The organism is Flavobacterium sp. UBA7663, from assembly GCF_002483315.1.
Lineage (GTDB): Bacteria > Bacteroidota > Bacteroidia > Flavobacteriales > Flavobacteriaceae > Flavobacterium.
This window is the reverse complement of record NZ_DLHR01000019.1, coordinates 330,597-343,898: the sequence shown is the minus strand read 5'-3', so window position 1 is coordinate 343,898 and position 13,302 is coordinate 330,597. Positions and strand designations below refer to the sequence as shown.

General features: G+C 33.0%; 10 protein-coding genes. 4 read left to right on the top strand and 6 right to left on the bottom strand.

Translation table 11 applies throughout. From position 1 onward, the window contains the following. Window positions 1-104: 104 nt before the first annotated feature. Window positions 105-4,463: a choice-of-anchor D domain-containing protein gene (locus tag B2741_RS08885; RefSeq protein ID WP_291137772.1), complete on the bottom strand. Its 4,359-nt coding sequence runs from the start codon at window positions 4,461-4,463 to the stop codon at window positions 105-107. Between the two features lie 171 nt (window positions 4,464-4,634). Between B2741_RS08885 and B2741_RS08880 the strand changes: the two genes are divergently transcribed. After that, window positions 4,635-5,069 (top strand): regulatory protein RecX, encoded by a 435-nt coding sequence (locus B2741_RS08880; protein WP_291137769.1) that lies wholly within the window; start codon window positions 4,635-4,637, stop codon window positions 5,067-5,069. A 210-nt stretch (window positions 5,070-5,279) separates the two neighbouring features. After that, complete coding sequence (gene thiL / locus B2741_RS08875; RefSeq protein WP_291137766.1) at window positions 5,280-6,326, top strand: thiamine-phosphate kinase; 1,047 nt, start codon at window positions 5,280-5,282, stop codon at window positions 6,324-6,326. 78 nt (window positions 6,327-6,404) lie between these two features. Here thiL and B2741_RS08870 read toward each other — a convergent pair whose 3' ends face one another. After that, on the bottom strand, window positions 6,405-7,946 hold the full coding sequence (locus B2741_RS08870; RefSeq protein WP_264367982.1) for a glycine--tRNA ligase: 1,542 nt from the start codon (window positions 7,944-7,946) through the stop codon (window positions 6,405-6,407). A gap of 63 nt (window positions 7,947-8,009) precedes the next feature. After that, the gene (locus B2741_RS08865) at window positions 8,010-8,777 is read right to left on the bottom strand and encodes a hypothetical protein (protein WP_291137761.1); all 768 of its coding nucleotides are present in this window, start codon (window positions 8,775-8,777) and stop codon (window positions 8,010-8,012) included. 301 nt (window positions 8,778-9,078) lie between these two features. On the opposite strand from B2741_RS08865, the gene B2741_RS13065 reads away from it, so the two are divergent. Beyond that, entirely contained in the window at window positions 9,079-9,522 is a 444-nt protein-coding gene (locus B2741_RS13065) for a ComF family protein (RefSeq protein WP_349680406.1), read from the top strand. A gap of 67 nt (window positions 9,523-9,589) precedes the next feature. Continuing rightward, window positions 9,590-11,191: an Ig-like domain-containing protein gene (locus B2741_RS08855; protein ID WP_291137759.1), complete on the top strand. Its 1,602-nt coding sequence runs from the start codon at window positions 9,590-9,592 to the stop codon at window positions 11,189-11,191. Here B2741_RS08855 and B2741_RS08850 read toward each other — a convergent pair. From B2741_RS08850 to B2741_RS08840, 3 genes are all read right to left on the bottom strand, one after another. Beyond that, on the bottom strand, window positions 11,188-11,952 hold the full coding sequence (locus tag B2741_RS08850; protein ID WP_291137756.1) for a nitrilase family protein: 765 nt from the start codon (window positions 11,950-11,952) through the stop codon (window positions 11,188-11,190). The genes B2741_RS08855 and B2741_RS08850 overlap by 4 nt on opposite strands. Next, on the bottom strand, window positions 11,953-12,405 hold the full coding sequence (locus B2741_RS08845) for a hypothetical protein (RefSeq protein WP_291137753.1): 453 nt from the start codon (window positions 12,403-12,405) through the stop codon (window positions 11,953-11,955). A gap of 129 nt (window positions 12,406-12,534) precedes the next feature. Beyond that, window positions 12,535-13,296, bottom strand: a complete 762-nt coding sequence (locus tag B2741_RS08840) for a succinate dehydrogenase/fumarate reductase iron-sulfur subunit (RefSeq protein WP_291137750.1) — start codon at window positions 13,294-13,296, stop codon at window positions 12,535-12,537. Between the last annotated feature and the right edge of the window lie 6 nt (window positions 13,297-13,302).

Below are 13,302 nucleotides of genomic sequence, written 5' to 3'. Positions count from 1 at the left end.
AATTGGGGTTATAGAACAAACTTAAAAAAAAATATCAAAACATCTTAATAAAAACAAAAAAACCAGCTATTAAATAGCTGGTTTCAAAATAAATATCTTAATGATTAATATAAAACTTTTCTAATCACTTGTTTTCCGCTCTCTAAAGTAACATAAATGATTAACGCACTATTTGTTTTAATTATGTTATTCAACGACAAGTTTAAAGAATTTACATTTTGCTTGTTAACAATTAATCTACCTAAAACGTCATAAACTTTAACCTCTTTTATTGTTTCTTTTAAAGATGTTACAGATAAGTCATTTCCGCTTGTTACAAGAACAGAATTATTAAGCGTTTCAAAATCTTCATTACCAAGAGTTTCATTAGTGTATCGTAATACAAATCTATCATTTAGGATTCCAGAAGTTGCGGTAAACGAATACGGATTTTGTCTTAAATTATGAATAAGACCTAGAGATTTATCTTCTAAATAAATAGTTTGACCACTTTCAAATAAACCGTCTACGGCTGCAATTGCTATTTTATAAATTCCATTTGAAGGTATTTTAACACCTAATGGAACTCTATCTTCTTGCTCAAATGGCAATCCTTTACCTTGAATAGCCATGACTTGATCATCTATTAAAGAATAGAAGTTTTGAGCTAATTTATAATCTGTAAAAGCATCAAACATTCTGTCTTTTCCTGCTGTTGCTCCTTCTACATAAGCCACTAACGTTCTAGTCACTTCATTTGTTGGACTTACTAAGTCTAACCAAATTCTATGACGTTCTACATCACCACTAGGGCCTGCATTGGTAGTATTTGCATTTCTATAAAAATGACTATTGGAATAATTTTTGCTTCGCATTGCATTGTTAAACAAAGCGGTTGATGTACTTGCTGCTCCTGGATTCATTAAAACAAAGAAACCTTGTCCAGCTCCAATAACACCCGGTGCTCCTGGTCCGCTTGTAGCTCCTGAACCATTAAGTGCAATATAATCTGCAGCGGTGTAATTTGAAACGAAGTTGTTATAAAAAGGATCTAGTATCGTTGTACTAGGTAAAGTGCTATGCGTCCAAAGTCTAATAAAACCATCAAGTTCTGTGTTCGCAGTTAAGAATGAATTAATGCTAATTGATGATGGATATGGATTTCCTAATAAATTCCAATTATCGTCAGTAGCCAATCGCATTACTCCATTTGGACCAGCAGTTCCAGCATTTAAATTAGTACCTCTTTCAATAGTTGGAGTATATACTCCATTATTCGGAACACCATTATTAAAAGTAGCTATCCAGTTTTGATTTGCAGTATTACTAAAACCGTTTGGTGCTCTTACAATATATCCTTTCCCACCTAACATAGTTGTTGAAGCATTTACCCAATTTCCTTCTCCTCCATTTGGATTTAAAATGGTTGGATTCCATTGCCAATGATAGTAGGCTGGCGTTGATGGCGAAATGCTATTCACATCAAAACCACTAACTGGTGACGACCAATACACATAATCTTGAAGTTTTACCGAAGCTATTCTTTGGTAAGAAATATTTCCAGTATTAACACCTAAATCGTTTACTTGAATTAATGAGCCGTTATTGAAAACATTTAATGTACCGTTATTTGTTAAATCATTTTGAATTAAAACGAAATCATCGGCTTGAATATTCAATGTAAAACCAAGGTTTACCAATAAACTACAACATTCAAAATCACCATGAGATATTGTATCATAGTTGCCGTTAATGATTGCTAATTTGGTTACATCTGGAGTTCCATTCGACCAAGTTGTACCATTCCAAATTGTTGTACTTGTATCTGTAATTTTTATAGCATTACTTGCCGTATAACAAGTAGCTGTATTCTCTCTAATTTGACAGTAATATTGGTAATTAATAACTCCTGTAATTGAAGAAATTGATAAAGAAGCAGTTGTTGCACCACTATAAATTCCTCCATTTGTAACAGCTGTCCACGTTGCGCTACCTGGTGCAACAAAAAACCATTGATAAGCTAAAGTATTTCCTCCTGCAAAACCTTCAGCTCCTGCTGTAGTTAATATAGCTGCTGTTGAAGTACAAGATGGTGTATATGTTGGATGTGTAGTTACACTTGGAGATGCTCCTCCTGTTGGAAGCGTTAATCCAGCACTTGGATAACATTCTCCAGCTACCAATGGTATAGTAATCCAGTCAGCAGCTACATAAGATGATCTTGCGCTTAATGCCCCAGTATTTCTCACCATATAATAACCTGGCACTGTTGGATAAGTATCAACATCATCAATAACCACACTTCCTACTGCATTTCTAAGTTGAATACCATCGTCTTCATTAAAACCTCCATCAATTGTACCATTTGTTGATGCTGGGCCGCAACTACCAACAGAAACTTTAAGTATTCCTAAAGCTCCAGGAGCAATTGTTCCTGTTAAATTAGCATAATCAACTTCGTTTCCATCATCATGGTTGGATGTTCTCCATATGCTGTAATTTGTTAAATCAATTGTTGCAGCTGTTCCATTGTATAGTGTTATAAATCCGCCTGAACCTGTTTTTTCGTCATGAATATCATAAATAATTAAATCAGAAGTAGCAGAAGCTCCTTCACATGAAGAATTATCAGAATCAATTAAAGTAAAAGTAGCTGTTGCATCACAAGGTTGACTATCTGTAATTGTTATTGTTCCATTTGGCGCTCCACTAGGAACTACTACTATCATCTCAGCACCATCGTTTGAAATAATGGTAGCGCTTGTTCCTCCAAAAAATACCGAAGACCCCGTTAAATCTCCAGATGAAGCGGTAATTGTTACCTCTGTACCCACTGGACCAGATGTTGGCGTAACCGTTACAACTGCTGGAGTACATGCTGTACCACAAAAAACCTCAATATTGTCTAATCTCCATGGAGATGTTGTAGATGAAGATTTTCTAAATCTGATATAAACTGTAGGAAATGAAGTATACGCTGATAAATCTACAGTACAGTTTGTAACTCCTCCTGAAATAGTATTTCCATGATTATAGGTTGTAACAGTTGTGAAACCCGCTACCTGACTTGTTGTTGAAACTTCTACAATCAAATCTTTTGCTGTAGTGTTTGTGGTTCTAGCCAAAGTAAAAGTCAATGAAGCTGGATTTGAAACCGAAAGAGTAGTTAATTCACTGTTATTTCCTCCAAATTCAGCATAACTAGAAGTAAATGTAATTGTGTTTTGAATCCATCCAGAAGGCAATGCATTAACTGCAAATAGTTCGCTCAAGCAAGGCCCTGTTCCTAAAGTCAAAACTAGCGTTTGATTATCAGAACCTATACCATTTGTTGCAGTAATTGTAATATTAAAACTTCCAGTAACCGTTGGTGTTCCTGAAATAATACCTGTTACCGTATCTATTGCTAAACCCGCTGGTAAACCTGTTGCATTATAACTTGTTGGCGAATTTGTTGCCGTAATTGTATAAGTAAAAGGCGAACCTTGATTACCTGAAGCCGTTAAACTACTTGTAATTACAGGTGCACTTATACCATTTCCTTGAATAGCGAAAGTATACGGATTTTCATTGCTATCATTATTTGCGATACTAATAGTTGCTGTTCTCAAACCATCTGCAGATGGGTTAAAAGTTACTTGAAAAGTTGTATTACCTGAAGCCACAATACTATTAGATGGAATTGCTGTAACTGTAAAATCAGCCGCATTAGCTCCTGAAATAGTAACATACGGACTCGCTCCTGTTAAACTTAAAGCTCCTGTTCCTGTATTTTGAATAGTAAACGTTCTTACAATTGTTCCTGAAGCAGTTGAAACAGTACCAAAATCCGTATGGTCAGCTGTATCAGGTGTTACGTCTCCTGAAACTATTGAAACACCATTTCCTTGAAGGTTGATTTCTGGAGTGGCTACTGTTGGTGTTACGGTTCCATTAACTATAATATCATTACCAGCTCCATCACCAGGACCTCCAGTACCACCCGTACTTTCAGCATACGAATACAACCTATAAGTAACCGCTGTAGAACTATTTGACTGAGCAAAAGTATAAGTAAAAGTTTGTGTAGAAGTATTATCAACTACATTCTTAACTGCATCTAAATTTGTTGCATACCCATCAACAGAACTTCGTAATGCAATTTGTGTATTTCCTGTTCCAGATCTCTGCCATTGAACAACAATAGAACTTACATCAAATTGATACCCAGCATTGGGAGTGATAGTAAACTCCATATAGTCATTTCCAGAAACTGCATTTGCAATAGAAGTAATTGCCCAGTTATCTGCATTAAATCTTCCACCATTAGCAGGAGCAGCTAATCCTGCTCCTCTCGAAATAGTTGATCCAGATAAATTTACATTATTAAAGTTTGATGCTGCAGTTGCTTCACTACCAGCCAATGCTGAAAACTCAAATGTTAATATCTGTCCCCAACTCGCAACCGAGCAAAATAACGCAACAATAAATAATTTTAATTTCATAACTTTGAATGAAAATATTAGACTTGGTTAAGTTTTACTTCTTTGGCTAAAAAAAAGCCTACAAAGATAAATCATAATTTTTTGATTGTGAAATATTTATTGCATTATTAAATTGTTAACGAATTGAAAACTAATAAATCAACTTTTTCCTTGAAAGAAATCTATTCTAAAATGGAGTATTATTGTGCCTATCAAGAACGCTGTTACAAGGAAGTGGAAGAAAAATTATATTCGTTTTCCGTTAATCAATCTGAAAAAGAAGAAATTATAACTTATCTCATTGAAAATAATTTTATTAACGAGGAACGTTTTGCACAAAGTTTTGTTCGTGGCAAACACAATTATAAATTTTGGGGTAGAAATCGCATAGTAAACGAGCTAAAATTTCGAAATATCTCATCTCGAAACATTCAAACCGCATTAAAGGAAATTCCAGAAGCTACTTATTTTCATAATTTTCACACATTAGCGGAAAAGAATTGGGAAACCATTAAAGAACCAAAAGGACAAAAAAGAAATAAAAAATTTGTCGATTTCTTACTTCGTAAGGGCTATGAAACTGGGTTAATATATGAGAAGTTGAATGAGTTGGAAGCTGGGAGTTAGAAGTTATTACACAAAGATTTACAGAGCAATTTAGAGACACGCTGAGCTTTAAAAAAAACTTTACAAGGTTCTTTGTAAAACTTAGCGAAACTTAGCGCCCCTTTAAACCGCAGATTCGCAGATGTAAAAATTTACTTTGTGCTACTTTGTGTAAAACTTTGCGCTACTTTGTGTAACAATAAAACCGTACTTTTGCAAAAAAAATAATTCATGTTAGAAAATAAAGACCAATCAAGAACCAGTTTATCGCAATTAGGCGAATTTGGCTTAATTGAACACTTAACTAAAAACTTTACCATTACTCACGAGTCTACTCTTAAAAGTATTGGAGATGATGCTGCCGTGTTGGATTTTGGCGATAAAAAAGCGGTAATTTCAACCGATTTATTAGTGGAAGGTGTTCATTTTGATTTGGCTTACATGCCGTTAAAACACTTAGGATACAAAGCGGTTGTAGCAAATGTATCTGACATTTGTGCGATGAATGCTACTCCAAAACATATTACAGTTTCGATAGCAGTTTCGAATCGTTTTCCTTTGGAAGCTTTGGAAGAGTTATTTGAAGGAATTACACTAGCCTCAAAAATCTACAATGTAGATGTTATTGGTGGAGACACAACTTCATCGCAAAAAGGATTAATTATAAGCATTACTGCTATTGGTGAAGCAAACTTAGAAGATATCGTTTACCGAAGTGGAGCAAAAGTAACCGATTTGTTAGTAGTTTCGGGTGATATTGGTGCGGCTTATATGGGACTACAAGTATTGGAACGCGAAAAACAAGTGTTTCAAGTGAATCCAAATAACCAACCGGTTTTAGATGATTACACCTATTTAATCGAGCGTCAGTTAAAACCAGAAGCTCGTAACGACATCAAAGAATTATTAGAGAAATTGGAAATCAAACCAACAGCTATGATTGATATTTCGGATGGTTTGTCTTCGGAGATTTTACATTTGTGCAAACAAAGTAATGTAGGTTGTAATTTATACGAAGAAAAAATTCCAGTTGACCCACAATTGATTAATGTTTGTGAGGAATTTAATTTGGATATCACAACGATAGCTTTAAGCGGCGGCGAAGATTACGAATTACTTTTCACAATTAAAATGGAAGATTTTGATAAAATTAAAGGAAATCCAAATTTTACCATTATTGGCCACATGGTAGATGCACAAGAAGGCACACATTTAATTACCAGAGCTAACACAAAAATTGAACTAAAAGCAAGAGGTTGGAATGCACTTGAAAGTTAGAAATTAGAATTCAGAAAAATAAAAAATCCCAAATTTCAATTAAGAAGTTTGGGATTTTTCTATTATTTAAACTTTCAATTACATTTTCATCAACCAGTTTCTCATGGAAACTTCGTTATTGATGATATCTCGTAATTCCGAAATCTTCACTCTGTCTTGTTGCATCGAATCTCTGTGACGAATGGTTACCGTTTCATCTTCTAACGTTTGATGATCCACGGTAATACAGAATGGAGTTCCAAGAGCATCTTGTCTTCTATAACGTCTTCCTACAGCGTCTTTTTCATCATAAGCAACATTGAAATCCCATTTTAAATCTTCGATTATTTTATTGGCAACTTCTGGCAAACCGTCTTTTTTAACTAATGGTAAAACAGCCGCTTTTGTTGGTGCTAAAACTGAAGGTAAACGTAAAACTGTTCTTGTTGAACCATCTTCTAACGTTTCTTCTTGTAAAGCTTTTGAAAAAACAGCTAAGAACATTCTATCTAGACCAACTGAAGTTTCCACAACATAAGGCGTGTAGTTTGAATTGGTATCGTTGTCAAAATATTGTAATTTTTTTCCTGAAAACTGTTCGTGCGCTTTCAAATCGAAATCCGTTCTTGAGTGAATTCCTTCTAATTCTTTAAATCCGAATGGGAAATTGAATTCGATATCAGCAGCTGCATTTGCATAATGCGCTAATTTTTCGTGGTCGTGGAAACGGTAATTTTCTTTACCTAAACCAAGCGATAAATGCCAATTTAAACGAGTGGTCTTCCAGTATTCGTACCATTTCATTTCTTCACCTGGTTTTACGAAAAACTGCATTTCCATTTGTTCAAACTCACGCATACGGAAAATAAATTGTCTTGCTACGATTTCGTTTCTAAATGCTTTACCGGTTTGAGCAATTCCGAAAGGAATTTTCATACGACCTGTTTTTTGAACGTTTAAGAAATTCACGAAAATACCTTGAGCCGTTTCAGGACGAAGGTATAAATCCATTGCATTTTCAGCAGAAGCTCCTAATTTTGTTCCGAACATTAAATTGAATTGCTTCACATCAGTCCAGTTTTTTGAACCACTATCTGGACAAGCAATTTCTAATTCTTCAATTAAGGCTTTCACATCAGCAAGGTTTTCTGTCTCTAAAGAACGTGCCATTCTTTCTAGAATTTCCTTCTTTTTAGACAAATATTCCATCACACGTGGATTAGTTGTTTTGTATTGCTCTTCATCAAAGGAAGCGCCAAAACGTTCACGTGCTTTGTCGATTTCTTTTTGTGCTTTCTGATTTAATTTTTCGGCATAATCCTCAATTAAAACATCGGCACGATATCTTTTTTTAGAATCTTTGTTATCAATTAATGGATCGTTAAAAGCATCAACGTGGCCTGAAGCTTTCCATGTGGTTGGATGCATTAAAATTGCAGCGTCTAAACCTACAATATTTTCATGCATTTGCACCATTGCTTTCCACCAATATTCACGGATGTTCTTTTTTAACTCCACACCATTTTGAGCGTAGTCGTATACTGCGCTTAAACCATCGTAAATTTCGCTTGACGGAAAAATAAATCCGTATTCTTTTGCGTGCGAAACTACATTTTTGAAAATATCATCTTGTTTTGCCATACTGCAAAAGTAAAAATAGGAATGAAATAAAGAAAAGAAATTGAAGAATAAAAATGAGAATTATTAATATTCAAAAATTGTGGTGCCAATTTTAACAAAATCGTGGTAAATATTGATTTTATATTTACCTTTTATCGTTTTCTTTTGTTCCAAATTAACATAAGTACAAACATCTGTGTCTAATTTCTTATAATTTGCGTTTACAGAAGCGCTATATTGTAGCTTAACATTAGTATCCGATTCAACAGAAGTATCTCCTAAAGAAATAATTTGATTTTTTGGGTTTACCACTTGCACATAAATAGTCTTGCTACCCGAATGCACCAATTGATTTTCTTCTAAAGTAAAACAAACCCTTAATTGTTGAATTTTAGCTTCACTCATTTTGTAAGCATCAGAATAAATTTTAACCCCTTTTGCATTAACATTCAAAGCTGTAAGTTGGGCTGTTTTACTTGCTCCTTTTGAATTTACAACAGTATTGATTTTTGAAACAATTTCTTTAGAATCTTGTTGTTGTTTAGCAAAAAACACTATAGAATCTTCTATTGAATTAAATCTCGAGGCTTGTTTTGATGATTTTCCTGACTGAACTAACTTGATTTCTTCATTAAATCTTAAACTGTCAATTTTATTTTTAACACTTAAAGAATCGTATTTGTGAAGAATTTCTGTAAGTTGACTTTCTAAAACTTTATTTTCTAATTCAGAGTTTTTTGTATAAGCTTCAAAATCATCTGATATTTTATAATATTTGACACTTAAAAACAATGCCAATAGCAGCAATACTAAGATGCTTATTTTGGTTATTTTGTTTTTTCTACGTGTCATTCTATAAACTTTTTTATAAATTTATTCAAAAATGTTAATGTTTGTACAATTAATCGATAAAATGCTAAAATATCTGATAAACTTACTTTTTCCAAAACTTTGCTTGGGTTGCAATGCTTTACTACTAAACAATGAAAAAATTATTTGTAGCGAATGCAATCACAAGTTACCGTTTACAAATCATCATTTTTTGGAGCACAATGATACAACAAAAAAATTTTATGGCATAATTCCTATAGAATTTAGTGCGTCAATGTTGTATTTTCATCACAAAGGTATTGTTCAAAATTTAATACATAACTTGAAATATAAAAACCATCAAGAAGTGGGTTCCTTACTTGGTAAATGGTATGCAAAAAATTTAGAAACTGTTCGCCAAATACAAACTATCACTGAAATTATTCCAGTTCCATTACATAAAAAAAGATTGGAAGAACGAGGTTATAATCAAGTTACTACTTTTTGCGAAGCTTTGTCAAAGGAACTTAAAATAACTTATAATCCGAACCTGTTATACAGAAGTCGCTATTCAAAAACACAAACCAAAAAAGACAAAGAAAACAGGAAAGATATCTCCAATGCTTTATTTGATGTAAATTTCAACGAAAATGATTACAACAAACATTTTTTACTTGTAGACGACGTAATGACATCAGGCGCTACTCTTGAAGCTTGTGCAAAAGCTTTATTAAAAATTCCAAACAGCAAAGTTAGTATCGTAACTATTGCCTACACGCTATCATAAAAATTACTAAAAATTGTATGTTTGTACTAATTATAGTCGTTATTTTGTAACCACATTATTTAAGAAAATGACAAAATTTAAATACATAGCTTTTTTATTAGCAAGTCTTTTACTATTAACCAATTGTGCTAAACGTGGAACCATTACTGGTGGTGACAAAGATACTATTGCACCCAAAATTGTCAGTAGTAATCCAGAAAATTTTAGTGCCAATTTCAAAGGAAACGAAATCAAAATTAGCTTTGACGAATTAATTAAGGTGAAAGACATTAACAAACAATTGATTATTTCGCCTCCAATGAAAAAACAACCTATTATTGTACCACAAGGAAGTGCGAGTAAATATATTTCAATAAAAATTTTAGATACTTTGGCGGCTAATACAACTTATAGTTTCAATTTTGGTCAAAGTATTACCGATAATAATGAAGGGAATCCTTATTCACAATTCAAATATGTTTTTTCTACAGGGAATTATGTGGATTCTTTAACTGTGGTTGGAAAAGTAAAAGATGCTTACGAACAAAAACCAGATAGTTTTGTTTCTATTATGCTTTACGATGCAAAAACATTTACAGATTCTACAGTTTATAAGGAAACACCTCTTTACATCACCAATACACTAGACAGTTTAAAAGTCTTTTCATTAGAAAACCTAAAGGAAGGCTCCTATAAAATTGTAGCCATGAAAGATAAAGCTGGTAATAACAAATACAATCCAGCAACTGATAAAATTGGATTTATTGACTATCCAATTACAGTTCCTACCTCAGATATGTTTGAATTAGAATTGTTTCAAGAAAAAAAACCATTTAAAGCAGAGAAACCAACACAGGAGAGCAACAACAAACTTTTTTTAGGTTATGAAGGTGATTTTAAAAACACTAAAATTACCGCTTCTTATAACAATACTGAAATACCAATCAAAATAGTAAAATTCCCTGAAAAAAACAAAGATTCTGTTCAAATTTTTTATCCAAATGTAAAAATGGATTCTTTACAAATTTCTGTTTCTAACAAAGACTATTCTAAAACTTTTAATGCAAAGCTAAAGGATTTAAAAGAATCAGATTCGTTAGATATTGAAAACAAAACAGGTGGTATTTTAGCATTTAGAGACGCATTCGTTCTTAAATCAAAAACACCAATAACTACTATTGACGAATCTAAAATTATATTACGAAGTAAAGATTCTACAACTGTAAAATTTACATCAAAATATATTGATTTTGAACAGGAAATTGTTTTTGATTTTGAGAAGAAAGAAGACGAAAAGTACACCATTGAATTACTTCCGGGCGCTATCAAAGACTTTTACGAAACCACAAACGATTCACTAAAGTATAATTTTAGCACTAAGCAACTTTCCGATTATGGAAATTTAAAAATCAACATCTCAAATATCAAACGCTTTCCATTTATTGTTGAATTGATGGATAAAAATGAGGTTTTGTATAAAATGAATTCAACAAAAGAAACAAGTGTTTATTTTGAAACCATTGAGCCAAAATTATATACGATAAGAATCATCTACGACGATAATTCCGACAATGAGTGGACAACAGGAAATTACCTGGCTAAAAAACAAGCCGAAGAAATTATCTATTTCCCAAAATTAATTGATGTTAGGGCAAACTGGGATGTAGAGCAAGATTTTATTTTGGATTAAATAATTGTAAAATCATCTTTGTCATTAAGAAAATTCAATTTTTGACGAGTTTCTTGTTGGGCATTTTTGTCTAATTCGAAGATAAAAACCCCTAATTCATCCTCACAATCCACAATTGTATTTCCTAAAAAGTCAGCAGCCTTAGAATGTCCAGGATATTCTAATTTATTGGCGTCTTCGCCTATTCTATTGACGCCAATTGTGTAACACATATTTTCTATGGCACGCGCTTTTAAAAGAGCGTCCCAAGCGTTAATTCGTGGTTTTGGCCAATTGGCAACGTACAACAACAAGTCGTAATTTTCAACATTTCGAACAAAAACAGGAAAACGCAAATCGTAGCAAATTTGTAGGCAAATATTCCAGTTATTATAGTTTACTATTACTTTTTCAGTTCCTTTTGTGTAGACTTTCTCTTCGCCAGCTAAGGTGAATAAATGTCTTTTGTTATAAAACTGCACTTCGCCAGATGGAAAAACAAACACCATTCGGTTATAGAAATTTCTGTTTTCTTTGATTACTAAACTTCCTGTTATGGCACATGTTTTCTTTTTAGCTAAATCTTTTAACCAAGCGATTGTTTCGCCTTCCATGGTTTCAGCAACAGTAGATGGATTCATGGTAAAACCTGAAGTGAACATTTCGGGCAAGACAAATAAATCAAATGATTCGTCTTCATTTAAGAAATATTCCTCAATAAATGTTCGATTGATTTCTGGATTTTCCCAAGCTAGTTTGGTTTGAAAAAGGGCTACTTTCATTTATCTTATTTTTATTGAATACTCCCATTTATCTGATGGGTGATTATTAGAAATTGACGGTATTAAAACCAATGGCACTCCTCCAATAATGAAGCTTCCTCCAATAATTGCACCCCAACCTCCGGTACCAACTGTTACCACACCAGCAATTATCGCAAAAGAACCATAAACAATGAAAATAGGATTTGCTATGGTTCCAAAAAGTGACTTTTTCTTCATTTTTATGATGTCTTCTAACAGTATAACTTTTTCTTCAATTATAATACTTATGGAATCCTTTATTGTGAATCTTCCATAAAGTTTTTGACCATCTTTTGTCCATACCTTAATACGCTTGTTCTCCTTAATTTCTTTGGTGAAATTAGAATTTAACTTTTGAATAACTAAAGTGTTACTTTGCGATATAACAGCAATTGAAAAAAGAAAGAAAAACAAAAGAAATAGCTGTTTCATATTGACTAATTTATCAGGTTAAAAATACCATTTTATTCTTTCATTTAAGAATGTTTAAGAAATATTTAAAAAACAAAAAACGCATCCAAATGAATGAATGCGTTTTTATTATTTTTAAGATTCTATGAATTACTTCACAGATGCTTTTAAAAATTCTCTGTTCATACGAGCAATGTTTTCTAATGAAATGCCTTTTGGACATTCAATTTCACATGCTCCAGTATTCGTACAATTTCCGAAACCTTCTTCGTCCATTTGACGTACCATGTTTAAAACACGTTGTGTAGCTTCAACTTTACCTTGTGGTAATAAAGCGTATTGAGATACTTTTGCTCCAACGAATAACATCGCAGAACCATTTTTACAAGTAGCCACACAAGCTCCACAACCAATACAAGCTGCTGCTTCAAACGCTTTGTCTGCATCAACTTTAGGAACTGGAATTGAGTTAGCGTCAATTGTATTTCCAGAAGTGTTTACTGATACGAAACCACCTGCTTGCTGAATTCTATCAAAAGCGGTTCTGTCAACAACTAAATCTTTAATTACTGGGAATGCTTTACTTCTCCAAGGTTCGATATAAATTGTATCTCCATCGTTGAACATTCTCATGTGTAACTGACAGGTTGTAATTCCAGTATCAGGTCCGTGAGCACGTCCGTTAATGTATAATGAACAAGAACCACAAATTCCTTCACGACAATCGTGATCAAAGGCAACTGGTTCTTTCTTTTCGTTAATTAATTGCTCGTTTAATTGGTCTAACATTTCCAAAAACGAACTTGCAGTAGAAACATTATCTAATTTATAAGTTTCTATGCTACCTTTAGAACTAGCATTCTTTTGACGCCAAATTTTAAGGTTTATATTGATATTTTTTGCTGCACTCATAATATT

Coding starts and splice junctions, on each gene's coding strand:
- B2741_RS08855 (WP_291137759.1), top strand. CDS start 9,590: ATGACAAAATTTAAATACATAGCTTTTTTATTAGCAAGTCTTTTACTA.
- B2741_RS08870 (WP_264367982.1), bottom strand. CDS start 7,946: ATGGCAAAACAAGATGATATTTTCAAAAATGTAGTTTCGCACGCAAAA.
- B2741_RS08840 (WP_291137750.1), bottom strand. CDS start 13,296: ATGAGTGCAGCAAAAAATATCAATATAAACCTTAAAATTTGGCGTCAA.
- B2741_RS08850 (WP_291137756.1), bottom strand. CDS start 11,952: ATGAAAGTAGCCCTTTTTCAAACCAAACTAGCTTGGGAAAATCCAGAA.
- thiL (WP_291137766.1), top strand. CDS start 5,280: ATGTTAGAAAATAAAGACCAATCAAGAACCAGTTTATCGCAATTAGGC.
- B2741_RS08845 (WP_291137753.1), bottom strand. CDS start 12,405: ATGAAACAGCTATTTCTTTTGTTTTTCTTTCTTTTTTCAATTGCTGTT.
- B2741_RS08865 (WP_291137761.1), bottom strand. CDS start 8,777: ATGACACGTAGAAAAAACAAAATAACCAAAATAAGCATCTTAGTATTG.
- B2741_RS08880 (WP_291137769.1), top strand. CDS start 4,635: ATGGAGTATTATTGTGCCTATCAAGAACGCTGTTACAAGGAAGTGGAA.
- B2741_RS08885 (WP_291137772.1), bottom strand. CDS start 4,463: ATGAAATTAAAATTATTTATTGTTGCGTTATTTTGCTCGGTTGCGAGT.